Source organism: Kluyvera sp. STS39-E, assembly GCF_040932435.1.
In the GTDB taxonomy this organism is placed as follows: domain Bacteria; phylum Pseudomonadota; class Gammaproteobacteria; order Enterobacterales; family Enterobacteriaceae; genus Kluyvera.
Map to the genome: position 1 here is coordinate 376,960 of NZ_JBFQGA010000003.1, position 18,416 is coordinate 395,375.

An 18,416-nucleotide genomic window follows, 5' to 3' on the forward strand; every position below is an offset into this window, starting at 1 on the left:
TGATGGGACAGGAAGATAAAACGTTTTACCATTTTTTAGTGAGAAACAAATCACAAAAACAATTGATAATAGAGTTTATAAAGTACACCTATTGATAAAACGTTTTAGCGATTAGTAGAAGGAGTCGCGCAAAAGCCATGGCGATTGCAAAGAAAGTCACCATAAATGATGTCGCGTCGGCGGCTGGGGTTTCCGTCAGTACTGTCTCGCTGGTGTTGAGCGGGAAAGGGCGGATCTCAACGGCGACGGGCGAGCGCGTCTATCAGGCTATTGACCAATTGGGATTCGTGCGTAACCGCCAAGCGGTATCGCTGCGAGGCGGGCAGACCGGGGTTATTGGTCTGATTGTTGGCGATCTCTCATCACCGTTTTATGCTGAGCTGACCGCAGGCCTCACGGCGGCACTCGAATCACAGGGTAAGATGGTGTTCCTGACTCAGGGCGGCAAACGCGGCGAGCAAATGTTGCAGCGTTTTGAAACGCTGGTGTCGCAGGGCGTTGACGGCGTGGTGATTGCCGGTTCGGTCGACAGGGCCACGGAGCTACGGGAAAAAGCGGCAGAAACCGGGACTCCGCTGGTTTTTGCTTCTCGAGCCAGCTACCTCGATGAGGTCGATATTATTCGTCCCGATAACATGAAGGCAGCACAACTGGTGACCGAACATCTGATTCGTCGCGGTCATCAGCGTATTGCATGGATTGGCGGCAAAAGTTCATCGCTGACGCGCGCAGAGCGGGTGGGCGGCTATTGTGCCACCTTGATAAAGTATGGCCTGCCGTTTCACAGCGAATGGGTGTTGGAGTGTGAATCGAGCCAGAAGCAGGCGGCTGAGGAAATTGCCGGGCTGCTGCGCCACAATCCGACCATCACCGCCGTGGTATGTTACAACAGCGTGATTGCGATGGGCGCGTGGTTTGGCCTGATGCGTGCCGGTATTCAAAGTGGCGAAGACAGCGTCGAAAGTTATTTTGAACAGCGGGTCGTTTCATTGGCGGCGTTTGCCGATGTGGCGGAGAACGCACTGGACGATCTGCCGTTGACCTGGGTGACGAATCCGGCCCGTGAGATGGGGCAAAGCGTAGCGGAGCGTATCTTGCAGCGTATTGATAACGTACAGGGCAGTATTCGGAATTTGATCATGCCGCCGCGTCTGGTGGCGCGGAAATAAAAAAGCGCCTCAGGGAGGCGCTTTGCATTTTCACCGCTTACGGTGCCGGAACCGCCGCCGGTTCGTCTGGTTCGCTCAGACCCGGCATACCAAACATACCAACCAGTTCTTCCAGCGACATTTTCTGACCGTTCAGCGTGACCTGACCATTCGCATACTGCAGGCTGCTGCTGATTGCGTTGTCCTGGGTGGTGGTCAGACGGAACATTTGGCCCATTGCTGCCAGCCCCTGAATTTGCTGTTGCGCCAGCTTAGCCGCATCTTCTTGCTTATATCCTTCCAGACGTGCGACCTGAGTCATCAGTTCGGTTGCCATCTCCATTGGGATGGTCAACTTGGCATCGAGAGATTTCACGCCGCGATCAACCTGTTGTGCCAGCGTTTGTGCTTCACCCGTGGCCTGTGCCGGGTCTTTCAGCGCCAGAGACAGGTTAAATGTGCTCTCACCTTTAGCATTTTTCCAGCTAAGAGGTGACAGTGTCACCACAGGGTCACCTTTCATCAACAGCGGCAGTGAGCTGAACAGCGCGTCAACGGCTCTTTGTTGGTAAAGCTCTGGGTTTTGCGCCAGATCCGGCTGGGCCAGCAGCGCCTGCGTTTGTGCTTGATATTGCTGGCTAAATTGATGCATCGCTGTACCGTCAATACCTTCGACTTTAAACGACAGCTGGCCGCTACCGAAGTCCTGATTTTGCAGCTTCAGGCTGTCCAGCGAGTAGTCGAGTTGGCTGTTGATTTTCTTTTTATCGGCGGTCAGATCAGACTTACCGGCAATGCGCATGCCATTAATCTCGGCAAGGTCTTTGCCTTCAACGGCGATCGCCAGACGTTCCAGGCTCAGCGTCTGGTCGCCCACGCGCTCGTCAAAGGAGGTCAGGCTGCTAGAACCGTCGGTTTTCAGGTTATTAAAGGTGAACTGAACCTTTTGGTCGTATTCATTAACCGCATTAACCTGGCCGCTTTTGGCCTCGCCGGTCAACGATACCAAGCTGCCCTGGTTATCGGCTGACAGCGTAAACTCGCCGCCGCTAAAGGTGACCTTTTCGGCCTCTTTTTCGTAATCCAGCGGTTTTAGGGAGATGTCAGATTTGGTGTCGCCGTTGTAGCTGATACGGGTGTTAATATCAAACGGAGACTGCCCTTTAGCGATATCAAACAAAGGCTTAGTGACGTCATTATTCACCAACACGGTGTTGACGGACGCCATCGCTGGCGCGAGGTTAAAACTTTTCAGCGATGCTAATGGGAAAGGACCGTGGCTAACGTTTTCATCCAGCACAATCGTTTGGCCCGCTTTTAACCAAGACTTCTCGGCCCCAGCCAGCGGTTTTACCACCATTTTCAGCTGGCTACTGAATACGCCGCGCTGATAATCCTGATAGCTCACCTCGAGTCCTGCTTCAGGGGCGGTGAGTTTAAGTTGGGTATTGGCCTGAGAGACCATGTCTGCCAGATGCGTTTCCAGCTGTTTGCCCGTGTACCAGGCTCCACCCGTCCAGACAACCCCTAAAGCAACAATGATACCTGCGGCAACCAGCGTTTTTTTCATCGTATTTGTCCATAAAAATGAAACCAGGCGGAGAGGCCGCCTGGTTGAGTCATAAGGCTATGCAAAAGAGTAGCAAGCCTGTCCTGAAACTTCAGTAATTACTTCAACTTATTATAAACGCGTGCTAAACGACCACTACCGCTGACTTCTACCGGTGATTCGTTCGCCGCGACAAAGGCGGATTCACCTGGCTTGAGTGCCAGCGTGTGACCATTTTTGTGGACAATCGCTTCGCCTTCTAGGCAGAAAACAATTGCCGCGCCATCCTGCGCCAGTTCCGTCGCGTCGGCACTGAGTCTGTGCAGCGAGAAGGCGAAATCATCAACCGGGATTGGGAAGTCCAGCATATCGCCGCTTTTTACGGGTTGCGTAAGCAGCGTATTTGCTGGCTTGGCGATGAATTGGACGTTGGCGACCAGTTCCGGGATATCAATGTATTTTGGCGTTAATCCGGCACGCAGAACGTTATCTGAATTCGCCATTACTTCCAGACCGGTACCGCGCAGGTAGGCGTGTGGCGTTTCGGCAAACAGGAACATCGCATCGCCTGGGTTGAGCTGTACCACATTTAACAGCAGCGGAGAGAACAAACCGCTGTCATCCGGGTAAAATTCGGCAATCAGACGAATGGCATCCCAGGCGGCACCCGTTTGGGTTTCCAGCGCGGCGCGAAGGATGCGCAGGGCGTGAGCTTTTTCCTCGCCCTGCATATTGAGCAGGCCGGCGAACAGGGCGCTTAAACGCTCGCTGGTTGGTTCAGCGATAAACTGGCCGATAGCTGGATTGGCATTCGCTACCGGAGACAGCAGCGTGGCGATTTCGGCAAACTCACGAAAAGCATTCATTGCCAAGAATGGAGTCAGGGCAAAAACCAGTTCAGGCTTGTGGTTTGGATCTTTATAGTTGCGCTCGGCCGCATCCAGCGGGATACCGGCGGCGTTTTCTTTGGCAAATCCAACTTCAGCGGCTTTTTTGCTTGGATGCACCTGAATTGACAGCGGTTGTGCGGCGCAAAGTACTTTAAACAGATACGGCAGTTCGCCGAAACGTTCGGCAACGGCAGCGCTTAGCAGTGCGGTTTTATCGGCATCAATCACGTCGCGAAGCGATTGTTCTTTGCCCTCGGCATTGAGTACGCGCGAGCTGCTTTTAGGATGCGCGCCCATCCACAGTTCTGCCATTGGCAGGCCGTCGGGATTCGCCATTCCGTAGAGTTCCGTTAACGCAGTTTTGCTGCCCCAGCCATAGTTTTGCACTGAGTTGATGAGTTTTTGCATTATCAAGCCCTGTTTCAATGTGGATTCTTTTGGCTGTATTAAAGCAAAAAAACGCGGTGCCGTATGCTGGAGAAATAAAAAGTCGTACTAGTCTCAGTTTTTGTTAAAAAATTGTGTACGATAGGGTAACTCGCTTTTACATGGGCAAATGGGAAGTCCGCCCTTACATAACATCATCAAAGCAGTAAGTGAGAGCACAATGTCGAATAAACCTTTTTACTATCAGGATCCTTTTCCGTTAAAAAAGGACGAAACCGAATACTATCTGTTGAGCAACGACTACGTATCCGTCGCTGAGTTTGAAGGGCAGGAAGTCCTCAAAGTTGCCCCGCAAGCGCTGACGCTACTCGCCAAACACGCCTTCCATGACGCCTCCTTTATGCTCCGTCCCGCGCATCAGCAGCAGGTGGCCGATATTCTCAACGATCCGGAAGCCAGCGAAAATGATAAGTATGTGGCGCTGCAGTTTCTGCGTAACTCGGATATCGCTGCTAAGGGCATCCTGCCGACCTGTCAGGATACCGGCACAGCTATCATCATGGGCAAGAAGGGCCAGCGCGTATGGACCGGCGGTGGTGATGAAGCGGCCCTAGCACGCGGCGTTTACGATACATTTATCGAAGACAACCTGCGTTATTCACAAAACGCCCCGTTGGACATGTACAAAGAGGTGAACACCGGCACCAACCTGCCGGCGCAGATTGACCTCTATAGCGTTGACGGCGACGAATATAAGTTCCTCTGTATCGCCAAAGGCGGCGGCTCCGCGAACAAGACCTATCTGTATCAGGAAACCAAAGCGCTGATCACCCCGGCGAAGCTGAAAGGCTATTTGGTTGAGAAAATGCGGACCCTCGGTACGGCGGCTTGCCCTCCTTACCATATCGCCTTTGTTATTGGCGGCACTTCCGCAGAAGCAACCTTGAAAACGGTCAAACTGGCGTCAACCAAATACTATGACGGCCTGCCAACCGAAGGTAACGAGCACGGACAGGCATTCCGCGACGTCCAGCTTGAAAAAGAGCTGTTGGAAGAGGCGCAAAACCTGGGGCTGGGCGCGCAGTTCGGCGGCAAATACTTTGCTCACGATATCCGCGTTGTTCGTCTGCCGCGCCACGGTGCATCTTGCCCGGTTGGGATGGGCGTTTCCTGCTCCGCTGACCGTAATATCAAGGCCAAGATCAACCGCCACGGGATCTGGATTGAGAAGCTGGAAAATAATCCGGGTAAATACATCCCTGAGTCGCTGCGTAAAGCCGGCGAGGGCGAAGCGGTGAAAGTTGACCTGAACCGCCCAATGAACGACATCCTCAAGCAGCTTTCTCAGTACCCAGTTTCTACGCGTCTGTCTCTGAGCGGCACCATTATCGTGGGCCGTGATATTGCTCACGCGAAGCTCAAAGAGCGCATGGATAAAGGTGAAGGGTTGCCGCAGTACATTAAAGATCACCCAATCTATTACGCTGGTCCGGCGAAAACCCCAGAAGGTTATGCCTCCGGATCGCTTGGCCCAACCACTGCAGGACGTATGGACTCCTATGTCGATCAGCTGCAGTCTGAAGGCGGCAGCATGATCATGCTCGCCAAGGGCAACCGCAGCCAGCAGGTGACCGACGCGTGTCACAAGCACGGCGGTTTCTATCTTGGCAGCATCGGTGGCCCAGCAGCCGTGCTGGCGCAAAGCAGCATTAAGAGTCTGGAATGCGTGGAATACCCGGAACTGGGGATGGAAGCCATCTGGAAAATTGAAGTGGAAGACTTCCCGGCGTTTATCCTCGTGGATGACAAAGGTAACGACTTCTTCCAGCAGATTCAGTCGTCACAGTGCGACCGCTGCGTGAAGTAATGTTTAACCGCCCTCCGGGGCGGTTTTTATTTGTAGCATAATATTCTTGGTTTGCTTGAGCAGTGTCACTTCACAATCACTTTGAATTCAAGGAGAAGGTAATGACAACGTCACGCCGTGAAAGCGATTCTATGGGGCCGATTGAGGTGCCAGCCGATAAACTGTGGGGCGCGCAAACTCAGCGCTCACTGGAGCATTTTCGGATCTCCACCGAAAAAATGCCGCTTTCGCTGATTCACGCCCTCGCACTCACCAAGCGGGCGGCGGCTAAGGTCAACCAGGATTTAGCGTTATTACAGGCTGACAAAGCGGGGGCGATTATCGTCGCAGCCGATGAGGTTTTAAACAATCAGCATCCGCATGAATTTCCGCTCGCTATCTGGCAAACCGGGTCGGGCACACAGAGCAACATGAACATGAACGAGGTGCTGGCCAACCGCGCCAGTGAACTTCTGGGCGGCGAGCGCGGCATGTCGCGGCTAGTGCACCCGAATGATGACGTCAACAAAAGCCAAAGTTCCAACGATGTGTTCCCAACCGCCATGCATGTTGCGGCGGTGATTGCCGTGCGCGAGCATCTATTGCCCCAATTGACGGTGCTGCAAGACACGCTTGCGCAAAAGGCGGAGCGCTTTCGCGATATCGTCAAAATTGGACGCACTCATCTCCAAGACGCTACGCCGCTAACGCTGGGCCAGGAGTTCTCCGGCTGGGTGGCGATGTTAGCGCACAGTCGCCGGCATATAGAACAGAGCCTGCCGCACTTAAGCGAGCTGGCGCTGGGCGGTACGGCGGTGGGCACCGGTTTGAATACGCATCCGGAATATGCGGTTCGTGTAGCGCAGGAACTGGCAACGATCACCCAACAGCCGTTTGTCACGGCGCCCAATAAATTTGAAGCGCTGGCGACCTGCGATGCCCTCGTGCATACCCACGGCGCGCTAAAAGGGCTCGCGGCATCGCTGATGAAAATCGCTAACGATGTCCGCTGGCTGGCTTCCGGCCCACGCTGCGGTATTGGCGAGCTGTCTATTCCGGAAAATGAACCCGGCTCATCCATCATGCCGGGGAAAGTGAACCCGACTCAGTGTGAGGCCATGACCATGCTGTGCTGTCAGGTGCTGGGCAATGACGTGGCGGTGAACATGGGCGGCGCTTCCGGCAACTTCGAGCTGAACGTCTTCCGGCCGATGGTCATTCACAACGTGCTGCAATCGATTCGCCTGCTGGCAGACGGAATGGAGAGTTTTAACGAGCATTGTGCGGTGGGGATTGAGCCTAACCTTGAGCGTATCGACAAACTGCTGAATGAGTCGCTGATGCTGGTCACCGCGCTCAATACGCATATTGGCTACGATAAAGCGGCAGAAATTGCCAAAAAGGCGCACAAAGAAGGATTAACGCTGAAAAACGCAGCGCTGGCGCTGGGGTATCTCAGCGCCGATGAGTTTGACCGCTGGGTGCGTCCGCAGGACATGGTGGGCAGCCAAATAGGCGGTAACTAATCCGTCGCTAACCACAGGTGCAGCCGCGGGATAATTAACTGCAGCGGCTGTGCCAGTGGCTTATGCCGATGCTGAACGTTATCGGCATCATAATTCAGCAGTTCGCCGAGATCTGGCACGCTCACCCCACATCTGCCGGATATCACCGCAATCAGAGGCGCGGGGCAGGCGTACTGGATCTGTTTTTGTTCCCCCGCATACCAAACGCGCGCGATAGGCTGAACCTTCACCGGACGTTTAATCTTCAACCGGGCATCCTGCGGTAGGGCCGCAATATCCTGATATTCTCTTTCCAGTTTCTGCTGCCACTGCTCCCGAGTCCAGGGCGGCACGGCGCGTGGCGACTTGAGGCTTTTTTCCAGCTGCGCCAAGACGTCATCACGGGTTAGGTTTTTGATAATATGTTTGTTGGCCCAGCCGAAGCGGATGGTGCTCGGATCGGAAAGCAGGGTCAGCGAGCGGTAGGCGTTGAGCGTGATGAGCCCTGGGATATAGCGATGCACCCACTCAAAACGAGCGACCGGCGACAGCTTTGAATCGACGGTGATAATATTCTCAAGCTCTGCTTTAAGTGCATTTATCAACGTCACGCGGGCATCCAGCGCCTCGTGCTGTTCAGTGCTTGCCTGCAAACAGATAGCGCCGGGCAAACGCACCGCGGCTTTGCTGCTGCGGTTTTCCGACTGTTGCTGAATAAACAGATGGCCGAAGTGCTGCAATGCGCGGGTAAACGCCGTCTGTCCAATATGTTGTACCACCTTCACCTGTGACATCGGCGCGTGTTCGGCGGTTTTATGCACCTCAGGTAGCTCAAAGACTCTCGCGGTGAGTAGGCGACAATCGGCCAGTTCATCGCGCAGCGCGGCAATATTGCGTTCAATCTGGCGAAACGTATCGGTTAGTCGTTCAACGAGGTCGTAGCTGGCCATAGTTATCCTTTGAGAATGCCATTAGTTACAACATACTGTTTGTGGTTTTCACTATACGCAGGAATGCGGCACCGTGCAAACCGCGGTCAGCTAGCCGCGGGCAGGGAAATGTGATGATAAATAGGCCAATGCAGGCTAAAACTTGCACCACCCAGTGGACTGCTCTCGCAGCTGGCGTGTCCACCCATCGCCACGGCAATAGAATGCACGATGGCCAAGCCCAGTCCACAGCCGCCAGTGGCGCGATCGCGGCTGGGATCGAGACGGACAAAAGGCTCGAAGACCCGCTCGCGTTCGCTTGCGGCAATGCCTGGGCCATCATCTTCAACGCGCAGGCAGGCTTGGCTACCGCTGAGCGTAAGGCTGACCTGGATTGTGGATTGGCTATAGCGCATGGCGTTATTAATCAGGTTGTCTAACACACGCTCCATCAGGCGCATATCCAGCGCGCCAAAATCGCCGTGGGTGATTTCACCGATAATCACCTGCCGCTGCGGGTTTATCGACTGTACATCTTCGACGTGCGCCGCAATCCAACCCGGCAGGTCAGGCGTGGTCAGCGACAGTTCAGTTTGCGGACGGTCGAGGCGAGCGTAGGTCAGCAGTTCTTCAATCAGCGCTTCCAATTGGCCGATATCGCGGTTTAGCGCCTGTGATTCGGCCTCGGTCAGATTTTCGCTCATCTCCAGACGATAGCGTAAGCGCACTAGCGGCGTGCGGAGCTCATGGGCGATGCCGTCGATTAACTGTTTTTTGCTGGCAATCAGCGCGTTGATATTATCGGCCATCTGGTTAAAGGCGACGCCTAGGCGCTCGAAGCTCGACATGCTGTCGAAATGAATACGTTCCCCCAAGTGCCCATCGCCAAAGCGCTGCGCCGCGCTTTCTAGCCGCAACATATCCTGCCAGTGGGGGCGCATCCAGATAAATACCGGGAAGGCCAGTGAAATGGCTATGAATGCCATGAGAGCAATGTCCAGCAGTCGCATCTCATGCATAAAGTAGAGGTAGGGGATGGGCCCGACAGCCAACACATAATGGCTGCGTGGAATACGTTGGATAAAAGTGTACTGATCGTCGAGGGCGACAATATCGCCCGCGCGCAGATGCTGCATCGAGCTTTCAGCGAGTTTGAACTTACTCAGTGGCTCAATACGCAGATCGAACGAGAGGTTTAAGTCCAGCTCGTTAAGGGTTTTACTCCAGTTACGCGGCGGAATTTCACGCAGCTCGCTGCGCATCAAGGACAGCGAGCTTTTCATCAAATCGTCCAGAGACTGACGTCCCGCACGTTCGGCGGTGAATTTGTAGACTAACCCAACCAGCATGGTCATGACTAGGAAACAGACAAACAGCAGCAGGTAAAACTGTACAAACAGCTTTTTCATAAAATACCATTAAAAATCAATTTGTTAGCTACGCTTCTTTGTGGCGTAGGGGCGAAATGGGGGCGGTTGTGTCACCGCCAAGCCACTGATTGAGAAACTCAATCTGAAAACCATCGAGCGCGTGTATCCAGGCCACATAGACGGTAAAAACCATTTCCGTATTTTCATGGTTCATTTGCGTTGCTATGAAAGCAGGGTTTGCTCCGGCTGACAACATCCAACATGCGTAAGTTTGGCGTGTCAGATGCGGTCGGTGGCGTCTTAGCACATGGTAGGCCGGATAAGCGAAGCACCATCCGGCGTCGATTGCCGGATGGCGGCGTAAACGCCTTATCCAGCCTACTGTTCCTCAGCATCCTTAACTGACCACCCTGCGTATTGAGTATATACGGTTGTTTGCCATCGAATATCTTTACATATACAGGTGGTTTTGGTCGGATTCTAATCAATTGTGGAGGGTGCGACCCGTTTAGTTTCTGTTAAGGTGCACTGCATTAACCTTTCACTCGCTGTGGTGAATCCCCCTATGCGGAGGGGTTTATTAATTAGCTCCTCCCTCAAGGAGTTGTGTTTCATTTTTATGAGCGTTCGGCGTTTGATTAATGCGCTGTTCACCGGGAGGCACCCGGCATCACGGCACATCATTACCTTTTAGCTCAGTTGGTTAGAGCGCGAGACTTTAAGTTCAGCAAGGGCTACCAATCCGCCATTAGCTCATCAGGAAGAGCGTATGACTTTTGAAATTGCAAAGTCAGAGTACGGGGTTCGAGTCCTCGATGGCGGACCATTTCAAATGAGCACTGTTTCAAAACGATAGTTGTGTAGGGCAGCCATCTTCGACGATTCAGTGCTCATCTGAAAGCGCATCGCCTTGGGTCACCTTGGTACTTTCGCAAAACAGCATAAAGCCTATCTATCAATCTGTTAACAACACGGGTGTTTTACATTTAATGCTAACATTAAGATAACCTTAAGAAGATCGCATGCAAAGCTAATGGCTAATCACCTTGGGAATTTATGATGATAGGCAGATTCTCAATGTGGCTATTATGTTATGAAACTAGATACGCGCGTTACGCTTCCGGTGATGGCTCTGATTGCGGTGTCGGTGCTATTTCCATTCGCTGCTGATTGGCATATCCCACTATTTAATGGGGCGCTGGTAGAGCAGGTGGAAAATATGCAGGCACTGTGGCTGTTCTTCGGCGCGGTATTTACCCTGTGGTATATCCGACCGCACTCAAGGCCTGAGGGTGAAAAACAGTTCTGGCTGTGGGCAGTGATGTGGTGGTTAGTGTTGCTAGGTCGCAGCACGAGCTGGGGACGGGTCTATTTCCCGGAAGCGCCGCATATCATCTTTAAAGCCGTCTCAGTTATTCTCATCGGTGGGCTGCTGTTAAGCCTGCTGTCTAAGCCGTTACGCAAAGAAATAGCCCGCCGGTTGCGGGAAAATACGCTGCCGTTGGGGTTAATGGCGGTAACGGTCTGCACGTTTTTAATTTCAGATACGATAGAACATCATCGTCTTTTGGCGCCGCTGTTTGTGCGTGACCATCTTTATGCGGACCTGATGGAAGAACTGTACGAAATTCCGTTTATGGTTGGGCTCTTCGGCGTGACGCTCTATTTCATGAAAGCAGATAAAAAAGCGGAAATAATGTATCCGGTCCGTTATCAACATAGCCATTAGATTTATAACGCCTCAGCGTCTAGGTCGCTGAGGCGTTCACCATTAATCACGCCTATTGCCTAGCTGGGGTTGCGCTCATTCTTAACCCCCAGCTTACGGCATTGATAACTGGGTCGGTTTATCCGATTCAGATATTAAAATTCGCAGCTTGTTATCCCCCCCAATCTCCACGTAAATTGAGTTTTTACCGTACAGGCGAGGGCGTTATGCAGGCATTATTGGTTATCGATATGCAGGGGTTTGTGACGGACAGAATTGCGCACGGAATGGATTTTTATCCGCCAAATAGCATCGACAATATGCGTTCGGTGCTTCATGCGTTTCGGGCAGCAGGAAAACCGGTGCTCCATGTTCGTCATCAAACCCTTGAGCCGGATTCTCCGCTGCACATATCATCAGCGAATTTCTTGCCGGTTGAAGGCTTTGGCGAACAGCCGCAAGAAGCGGTGTTCGTGAAACACACCTCGTCAGCGTTTAGCTCAACCGATCTTCACGGCTGGCTACAACGTGAAAATATCACCGAGGTCGTGGTGATAGGGGCGGTGGCGGGATTTTGTGTGAACTCCACGATTCGCGCAGGTTCGGATCTGGGATTGGCGATGACCGTGGTTCGTGATGCGGTTTTGAGCTTCCCGCTGCCCGCCGACGATTTGGGCGCCAAGGCGCTTTATACCGCCACAATAGGCCTACTGGAAGCTGACTTTGCGCGTGGAATAGACACTGCGGATTTAACCCTTTAAGAAATTACAGAAAATGCTGCCAGTTGGCGAAATGTTCGCCCCTTGGCAGCATAATCACGCTGTTTTTACGAAGCGTGGTGCGCCGTCTTCCGAGGGTTATATTTTCATAACTAGCATAATATGCTGTTATGGTTTTGATTATTCCCAGGCGTGCGGAGCAAACAGATAGCCTTTATTGCGCACTGTTTTAATACGGTACGGCTCGGTGGCGCTATCTTGCAGTTTCTTACGTAAACGCGAGATAGCGACATCTACACTACGATCCATCCCGTCATAGGTTACGCCACGCAGGTTTTTCAGCAGCGCATCGCGGTCCATAATCTGCCCCGCGTGGGTTGCCAACTCCCACAGCAGCTCAAAATCAGCGGTAGACAGCGCAATGTTTTCGCCGCTCAGCAGCACCTGACGATTGACCGGGTCAATAAAAAGCGTGCCAAAACGCTGCGCCTTGTGCGGGGTAAGCGTTGAGGTTGCTGCTGGAATATTGCCGCTGGTGGCAGTATTTTGACGCAGATGCAAACGCAGGCGGGCCAGCAAAACAGCAGGCGGCGTGGTTTTGAGAATGTAGTCATTTGCGCCCATTTCGAGTGACAGGATATGGTTCATGTCGCTGTCCAGCGATGTGAGCAGCACGATTGGACCCTGCCACTGTCCGCGCAGGTCGCGGCACAGCGTCATGCCGTCTTTACCGGGCAGCATGATATCCAGCAGCACCAGATCGGGCTTTTCCCGAGCAATTGTCGCTTCGGCGTTATCACCGCGCGGCTCGACGATGACATCCATATCATGCTTGCCGAGGTACGCGGCGATCAATGCCCCGACTTCGGGATCATCTTCAACATAAACGATCTTATTCATTGCTTTACGTATTGGCTGGCGAAAACGCTACGATACAGAAAAAAGCCGAAATATCACAGGTACAAATCATTCACCGTCCGGCAAACACTGTAAATGACCATGACGCACGCCGCGCTGGGCGATAACGTCATCGGAGAAATGCTGAATATCGCCCATATCACCTTTTAACACGCTAATTTCCAAGCAATCATCATGGCTGATATGCACGTGCAACGTCGAAACACTAAGGTCGTGATGATGATGCTGCGTGGCGACCAGTCGGCTGGCAAGATCGCGTTTCTCATGTTCGTAAACGTAGGACAGTACCGCAAAGCCTTGCGTACCGTGCTGCTGGGTGGTTTCCTGCGCTAGCGTATCACGCAGGATATCGCGAATTGCCTCAGAACGATTATGGTAACCGCGGCGTTGGCTCAGATTATCAAGCGTTGTTAGCAAATCATCATCAAGGGTTATGGTCACGCGTTGCATCGGGTTAGGCCCTATTTCGGCGAAGGGGAAAAGCAGGGAGCACCGCATTTTGCAGCTCGCGCCCGGCAATAGAAGTAAAGGTGAGCGTGTCACCCACGCTTTGCGTTTCAACGATTTGTCCCGCTTCCATCACCAGTACCCGCTGGCAGAATCGCTCCACTAAGCGTAGGTCGTGGGTGATAAACAAGCAGGCGGTGCCAAACTGCAGCTGTAGCTTTTTGAGCAGGCTGATAACACCGGCTTGCAGCACCAGATCGAGATTCGAAACGGCTTCGTCGAGGATCAGCAGTTTCGGCTCTACCATTAACGCTCGCGCCAAACAGACGCGCTGCAGCTGGCCGCCGCTCAACTGCGCTGGCCGCTTGTCTAGCACGCTATCGTCGAGATCCACGGCGTTAAGCATGGCGGAGGCGCGAGCGAGTTGCTCGGCTTTGTTGAGCTTCAGCAGATGGCGCATCGGCTCACGCAAAATTTCACGGACGGTTTTACGCGGATTTACCGCGCTGATGGAATCCTGAAACACCATCTGAATATCGCGGCGAAACGCTTTTTGTTGTGCTCGATTGAGCTTTTCTAGCGGCTGGCCGCGCCAGCAAACGCTGCCTTCTGCGGGGCGTTCTAGGCCAACCAGCAGCCGCGCGAGGGTACTTTTGCCACAACCGCTGCGTCCCAATAGCGCAACGGTTTCGCCGGTTTGCAGGGCCAATGAGACCTCATTGAGCACCTTAGTTGCGCGGTAATGATGTGAAAGGGCGGATACGTTCAGTAATGTCATGACGCCAACTCCAGGCCGTACAGAGCAAGATGCGCCGCTACAAGATTGCGGGTAACGCGGTGCGTTGGTGCGTGAAATAGGCTCTCGACATCGCCTTGCTCCACAATTATACCCTTGTCCATGACTGCGACATCGTCAGCCAATCGCGCCACGACGCCCATATCATGAGTGACCAGCAGCAGCCCCGGCCCGCGTTTTTGCATTATTTCAGCCAACAGATCGAGAATGCGCGCTTGGGCGACCACGTCCAAATCGGTGGTCGGTTCATCGGCGACAATAAACGGTGCGTCAGACAGAAAAGCCATCGCAATCATCATGCGCTGCAACATGCCGCCGCTCATTTCGAATGGATAGAGTTTGAGCACTCGCTCGGCGTCTGTAAGCCCTACGGCGTGGAGTGCGTCGATAAGGGTGGCATCATCAGCGGCTTTGCCCAGCGCCCGACAGGTTTCCCGCGCATGGGTCGCCATGGTGTGCAACGGGTTAAAGGCGCTGCGCGGGTTTTGCATAATGGTCGCTATTTTCCGGCCGCGTAAGTCAGCGGGAGCGACGGGGCTGCCATCGGCGAGAACGGTTCCGGCCGTCTGGCGAACGCCTGGAGGCAAAATCCCCAGCGCCGCCGCGCAGGTCAGCGATTTACCGCTACCGCTGCCGCCCACCAGCGCCAGCACGCGCCCACGCTTTATCGTCAGCGAGACGCCGTGGACCAAAGGGCGTTCCGCCTGTAATTCGATGTTTTGTAATTCAATATGTTGGGGCATCAGTGGGCGACCTCCGTGACCAGATGAGGATCCAGACGATCGCGCAGTGCATCGCCCACGAGGTTAAAGGCCATCACGCAGATAAACAGCGCCAGCCCCGGCCAGAACATTTGCAGCGGCTGAGTCCAAATATACTGGCGCGCGTCATTAATCATCACCCCCCATTCGGCAGTCGGCGCGGTGACGCCAAGGCCTAAGAATGACATTCCGGCTACGTGCAGCATCATGTGGCCGATATCCAGCGTCGCCAGCACCAGCAGTGAAGGGATAACCGCACCGGCCAGATGATCGACGAACACGCGCAGGTTTCCGGCACCGGAAAGCTTCGCGGCGAGGACAAATTCACGCTGGCGCAAGGCAATCGTTAGGCTGCGCACCATCCGCGCATACCACGCCCAGTGCGACAGGGCGATGGCGATGATGACGTTGGTGAGGCCGGTCCCCAAAACGCCGACCATAAAGAACGACAGAATTGACGTTGGAAAGGTCATAAACATATCGGCAATGCGCATTGTTACTTGGTCGGTGCGACCGCCGATAAGCCCGGCGCTGCCGCCGATGATAAGGCCCAGAGCCAGCACCAGCAGCAGGCAGAGAATCACCGATCCTAGCGATACGCGGGTCGCCGCCAGCAGGCGCGAGAAAATATCGCGTCCTAGGTGGTCGGTACCCAGCCAGTGTTGACTGTCTGCGGCCTGCAAACGTGAAGGCAAATCAATTGCCTGCGGATCGAAAGGCAGCCACCACTGCCCGGTAAGTGCGACGACTGCCAGCAGGGCGATGATGACCAGAGCCAGGCGAACCGACCCGCGCGAGGAGAGGAAAAAATTCATGCGTGCGCTCCTTCATGATGACGAATGCGCGGATCCAGCGCGGCGTTTAGCAGGTCAACCAGCAAATTGCAGACCACGAACACAATCACCATCATCAGCGTAAAGCACTGAATCACCGGATAGTCGCGGTTAAAAATCGCCGACACGGCGTAGCGCCCGACGCCCGGCCAGGCAAAGATATTTTCGATGATCATCGTTCCGCCGATTAGCTCGCCAATATGCATACCGATAGCGGTGATCACCGGAAGCGAGGCGTTGCGTAGGATATGCCGGCGTTCGGTTTGCTTGTCGTTCAGGCCGCGCAGTCTCGCCCAAGTCACATGACGTTGACCGGCGACTTCCAGCATACTGGCGCGCAGCAGGCGGGCGTTAATCGCCAGCGACATAAAGGCTATCGACACCGCAGGCAAAATCAGGTGCTGCCAGCCGCCGTAACCCAGCGCGGGAAGCCACTGCAAATAGACCGAGAACACCATCACCAAGAGGAACGCCAGCCAGAAGTTGGGCATCGACACGCCAAGAAAGGCGATAACCCGCACCACAAAATCAGGCAGGCGGTCGCGATGACGCGCAGCCCATATCCCCAATGGCACCGAGGTCAGCAGGATCAGGACAAGCGCGCTGCCCGCCAACAGAAGCGTGGCAGGCAGGAAATTCAGCATGTCGTCGAGTACCGGGCGCTGGCTGGCGAATGAGATACCGAAATCCAGGTGCAGTGCCCGCCATAGCCAGGTGCCGTATTGCACAGCCAACGGTTGATCCAGCCCCAACATGATGCGCGTCGAGGCCACCATTTCCGGTGTTGGCGGCAGGTTAGACAGACGCAGGTAGTCGAGCGCCGGATCGCCAGTCCCTAAACGCAGCATCAGGAAAATAATGACCGAGGCGGCAAACACCATCGGGAAAAGCAGCGCAATGCGCCGTAGTGCGTAGCGCAGCATCAGGGTTTCACCGGCGTAATTTGTTCAAACGGAATATCAGAGGCTATTGGGGCATAGGGAATCGGCCCCAGTTCCGGCTTGGCGACCACCATCATCGAGATATAGCTGATAGGTAAATAGACCGCATCGTTATGCAAGCGGGTCAAAATGTCGCGATACAACGCCTGACGCTCGGTGAGGTCACGGGTTTCCAGCACCTGGCCTATCTCTTTGTCAATTATCGGTTTGTCGGCTAAACCTTGCTGCGCTTGGAAATCGGCGTGCGACGGCACGCGCATCGAACTCATAAAGGCGTGCGGATCGTACGGAGCGCCCCAGGTGCGGTTGAAAATCATGCCGAAGCGACCGTCGCGTTGACGCGCATAAATACTGCTTTCTTCCTCGCCGACCAGCGCGACGTCGACGCCAATCTGCCGCATATCGGCTTGGATAATTTCGGCCATTGATTTGCTCAGCGCGTCGGTGCCGATAAAGGCGAGCTCAATGCGCAGCGGCTGACCGTTTTTCTCACGGATTGTTTTGCCAGCGGGCTGGGTCCATCCTGCTTTCTCCAGCAGCGTTATCGCCTGCTGCGGATTGTATTGACGCGGTTTGAGGGGAATATCTGCATAAGGCACGGTGCGCGCAAACAGCGTATCGGCAATCTGCTGAGTGCCGTACAGCACGTTGTCGATAAGCGATTTTTTATTCACTGCGTGGTTTAAGGCTTCACGCACCAGTTGTTCGTTGGTCGGTGCTTTTGCCGAGTTCAGCGCCAGCATCACCGTTTCAATCGGTTGGGAAAGCTGGGTACGGTAGGCCGGAATATGGCTAAAACGGGCAAAGGTATCGAGCGGCAGCAGGCCTTCATTGCCGTACAGAAGGTCAATATCACCGGTTTCGAAAGCGACGGCGCGGGTGGTCGGGTCTGGGATCACCTTGACGGTTATCTTTTCAAGCGCCGGTTTTTCTCCCCAATAATGCGCGTTACGCACCAGCACGTCGTACTGATTGAGCTTCGACTCTTTAAGCACCCACGGCCCGGTGCCGATTGGGGCCTTAATGCCGTGCAGGGTCTCGTTATCTTTAAACTGCGATGGGGCGATAAAGCGGAAAGGCCGCGGTAGGGCTAATTCTTGTAAGAAGGGGTAGTAGGCGCTCTTTAAGGTGATTTGCAACTGAGTATGATTGAGTGCTTTAACATCGACAATCTGATTCACCAGCTCAAGCCAAGCATGACGTTGGCGGTTATCCAGTACCGCGCGGAAGTTCTCTGCCGCTGCAGGGGCGTCGAACGTTTCACCATTGGAAAACGTCACATCATCACGCAGGGTAAAGACCCAAGTCTTGCCATCTTCTGAATGCGTCCAGCTTTTCGCAAGCCAAGGTTTTACCGAACCATCTGCCTGGTATTTCACCAGCGGTTCGTAAACCATACTTTGGGCGAACATCTGATTTGGCGTATAGAGATGGGGGTTAAGCGGCCCCACGTTAACCGGCCAAGCGAGACTGATTTCATTGGGCGTGGCGGCGTGAGCAAGAAGAGGGGCGCAAAAAAGCAGCGCGAAGAGCGAGCGGCGAAGAGTGGACAAAACGTTGGCCTTAATGATGGAGATATACAACGAAAGGAGTATGACGATTGTAAGAATTTGTCATACATTTTGGCTGCGCTGGATCAATTTAACGATGGATAGGGAGTGGTGATGTA

The 18,416-nt window shown here is 53.9% G+C and carries 17 protein-coding genes and 1 tRNA gene; 6 read left to right on the forward strand and 12 right to left on the reverse strand.

Features of this window, described 5'->3' with window-relative positions:
• The first annotated feature begins 137 nt into the window (after positions 1-137).
• Positions 138-1,169 (forward strand): Mal regulon transcriptional regulator MalI, encoded by a 1,032-nt coding sequence (locus tag AB4K05_RS08395; protein ID WP_368479524.1) that lies wholly within the window; start codon positions 138-140, stop codon positions 1,167-1,169.
• A gap of 37 nt (positions 1,170-1,206) precedes the next feature.
• Here AB4K05_RS08395 and AB4K05_RS08400 read toward each other — a convergent pair whose 3' ends face one another.
• Together AB4K05_RS08400 and manA are read right to left on the reverse strand one after the other, a co-directional pair.
• Complete coding sequence (locus AB4K05_RS08400; protein ID WP_368479525.1) at positions 1,207-2,718, reverse strand: YdgA family protein; 1,512 nt, start codon at positions 2,716-2,718, stop codon at positions 1,207-1,209.
• A 98-nt stretch (positions 2,719-2,816) separates the two neighbouring features.
• Positions 2,817-3,995, reverse strand: a complete 1,179-nt coding sequence (gene manA, locus AB4K05_RS08405) for a mannose-6-phosphate isomerase (protein ID WP_368479526.1) — start codon at positions 3,993-3,995, stop codon at positions 2,817-2,819.
• 199 nt (positions 3,996-4,194) lie between these two features.
• Between manA and fumA the strand changes: the two genes are divergently transcribed.
• A complete protein-coding gene (gene fumA, locus AB4K05_RS08410) occupies positions 4,195-5,841 on the forward strand; it encodes a class I fumarate hydratase FumA (protein WP_368479527.1) in 1,647 nt (548 codons plus the stop codon).
• Positions 5,842-5,942: 101 nt separating this feature from the next.
• Positions 5,943-7,346, forward strand: a complete 1,404-nt coding sequence (gene fumC / locus AB4K05_RS08415; protein WP_368479528.1) for a class II fumarate hydratase — start codon at positions 5,943-5,945, stop codon at positions 7,344-7,346.
• Here fumC and tus read toward each other — a convergent pair.
• From tus to AB4K05_RS08430, 3 genes are all read right to left on the reverse strand, one after another.
• Positions 7,343-8,275, reverse strand: coding sequence for a DNA replication terminus site-binding protein (gene tus / locus AB4K05_RS08420; RefSeq protein ID WP_368479529.1), 933 nt, complete (start codon positions 8,273-8,275; stop codon positions 7,343-7,345). The two genes, fumC and tus, sit on opposite strands and share 4 nt — an antisense overlap.
• An 86-nt stretch (positions 8,276-8,361) precedes the next feature.
• Complete coding sequence (rstB, locus tag AB4K05_RS08425) at positions 8,362-9,663, reverse strand: two-component system sensor histidine kinase RstB (RefSeq protein ID WP_368479530.1); 1,302 nt, start codon at positions 9,661-9,663, stop codon at positions 8,362-8,364.
• Positions 9,664-9,691: 28 nt separating this feature from the next.
• Positions 9,692-9,931: a tyrosine-type recombinase/integrase gene (locus AB4K05_RS08430; protein WP_368479531.1), complete on the reverse strand. Its 240-nt coding sequence runs from the start codon at positions 9,929-9,931 to the stop codon at positions 9,692-9,694.
• Positions 9,932-10,366: 435 nt separating this feature from the next.
• On the opposite strand from AB4K05_RS08430, the gene AB4K05_RS08435 reads away from it, so the two are divergent.
• The 3 genes from AB4K05_RS08435 (at position 10,367) to AB4K05_RS08445 (ending at position 12,093) form a co-directional block, all read left to right on the forward strand.
• Positions 10,367-10,450, forward strand: a tRNA-OTHER gene (locus AB4K05_RS08435).
• 267 nt (positions 10,451-10,717) lie between these two features.
• A complete protein-coding gene (locus tag AB4K05_RS08440; protein WP_368479532.1) occupies positions 10,718-11,353 on the forward strand; it encodes a hypothetical protein in 636 nt (211 codons plus the stop codon).
• Positions 11,354-11,559: 206 nt separating this feature from the next.
• Entirely contained in the window at positions 11,560-12,093 is a 534-nt protein-coding gene (locus tag AB4K05_RS08445; RefSeq protein WP_368479533.1) for an isochorismatase family protein, read from the forward strand.
• Positions 12,094-12,231: 138 nt separating this feature from the next.
• On the opposite strand, the gene rstA is transcribed toward AB4K05_RS08445, so the two are convergent.
• The 7 genes from rstA to nikA all read right to left on the reverse strand — a co-directional run bounded on the left by rstA (position 12,232) and on the right by nikA (position 18,315).
• Positions 12,232-12,951: a two-component system response regulator RstA gene (gene rstA, locus AB4K05_RS08450; RefSeq protein ID WP_368479534.1), complete on the reverse strand. Its 720-nt coding sequence runs from the start codon at positions 12,949-12,951 to the stop codon at positions 12,232-12,234.
• 66 nt (positions 12,952-13,017) lie between these two features.
• On the reverse strand, positions 13,018-13,419 hold the full coding sequence (nikR, locus tag AB4K05_RS08455) for a nickel-responsive transcriptional regulator NikR (protein WP_368479535.1): 402 nt from the start codon (positions 13,417-13,419) through the stop codon (positions 13,018-13,020).
• A gap of 4 nt (positions 13,420-13,423) precedes the next feature.
• Positions 13,424-14,194, reverse strand: coding sequence for a nickel import ATP-binding protein NikE (gene nikE / locus AB4K05_RS08460; RefSeq protein WP_368479536.1), 771 nt, complete (start codon positions 14,192-14,194; stop codon positions 13,424-13,426).
• Positions 14,191-14,955 carry a nickel import ATP-binding protein NikD gene (gene nikD, locus AB4K05_RS08465; protein ID WP_368479537.1) on the reverse strand — a complete coding sequence of 255 codons (765 nt, stop codon included), beginning with the start codon at positions 14,953-14,955 and terminating at the stop codon, positions 14,191-14,193. Before nikD ends, nikE begins: the two co-directional genes overlap by 4 nt.
• A complete protein-coding gene (gene nikC / locus AB4K05_RS08470) occupies positions 14,955-15,788 on the reverse strand; it encodes a nickel ABC transporter permease subunit NikC (RefSeq protein ID WP_368479538.1) in 834 nt (277 codons plus the stop codon). Before nikC ends, nikD begins: the two co-directional genes overlap by 1 nt.
• Positions 15,785-16,729: a nickel ABC transporter permease subunit NikB gene (gene nikB, locus AB4K05_RS08475; RefSeq protein ID WP_368479539.1), complete on the reverse strand. Its 945-nt coding sequence runs from the start codon at positions 16,727-16,729 to the stop codon at positions 15,785-15,787. Before nikB ends, nikC begins: the two co-directional genes overlap by 4 nt.
• Positions 16,729-18,315, reverse strand: coding sequence for a nickel ABC transporter substrate-binding protein (gene nikA / locus AB4K05_RS08480; protein WP_368479727.1), 1,587 nt, complete (start codon positions 18,313-18,315; stop codon positions 16,729-16,731). Before nikA ends, nikB begins: the two co-directional genes overlap by 1 nt.
• Between the last annotated feature and the right edge of the window lie 101 nt (positions 18,316-18,416).

Bases quoted from the DNA above. Each gene is read 5' to 3' on its own strand.
- fumC (WP_368479528.1), top strand. From the start codon at position 5,943: ATGACAACGTCACGCCGTGAAAGCGATTCTATGGGGCCGATTGAGGTG.
- fumA (WP_368479527.1), top strand. From the start codon at position 4,195: ATGTCGAATAAACCTTTTTACTATCAGGATCCTTTTCCGTTAAAAAAG.
- nikE (WP_368479536.1), bottom strand. From the start codon at position 14,194: ATGACATTACTGAACGTATCCGCCCTTTCACATCATTACCGCGCAACT.
- AB4K05_RS08395 (WP_368479524.1), top strand. From the start codon at position 138: ATGGCGATTGCAAAGAAAGTCACCATAAATGATGTCGCGTCGGCGGCT.
- tus (WP_368479529.1), bottom strand. From the start codon at position 8,275: ATGGCCAGCTACGACCTCGTTGAACGACTAACCGATACGTTTCGCCAG.
- nikR (WP_368479535.1), bottom strand. From the start codon at position 13,419: ATGCAACGCGTGACCATAACCCTTGATGATGATTTGCTAACAACGCTT.
- nikB (WP_368479539.1), bottom strand. From the start codon at position 16,729: ATGCTGCGCTACGCACTACGGCGCATTGCGCTGCTTTTCCCGATGGTG.
- AB4K05_RS08440 (WP_368479532.1), top strand. From the start codon at position 10,718: ATGAAACTAGATACGCGCGTTACGCTTCCGGTGATGGCTCTGATTGCG.
- AB4K05_RS08445 (WP_368479533.1), top strand. From the start codon at position 11,560: ATGCAGGCATTATTGGTTATCGATATGCAGGGGTTTGTGACGGACAGA.
- AB4K05_RS08400 (WP_368479525.1), bottom strand. From the start codon at position 2,718: ATGAAAAAAACGCTGGTTGCCGCAGGTATCATTGTTGCTTTAGGGGTT.
- nikC (WP_368479538.1), bottom strand. From the start codon at position 15,788: ATGAATTTTTTCCTCTCCTCGCGCGGGTCGGTTCGCCTGGCTCTGGTC.
- rstA (WP_368479534.1), bottom strand. From the start codon at position 12,951: ATGAATAAGATCGTTTATGTTGAAGATGATCCCGAAGTCGGGGCATTG.
- rstB (WP_368479530.1), bottom strand. From the start codon at position 9,663: ATGAAAAAGCTGTTTGTACAGTTTTACCTGCTGCTGTTTGTCTGTTTC.
- manA (WP_368479526.1), bottom strand. From the start codon at position 3,995: ATGCAAAAACTCATCAACTCAGTGCAAAACTATGGCTGGGGCAGCAAA.
- nikD (WP_368479537.1), bottom strand. From the start codon at position 14,955: ATGCCCCAACATATTGAATTACAAAACATCGAATTACAGGCGGAACGC.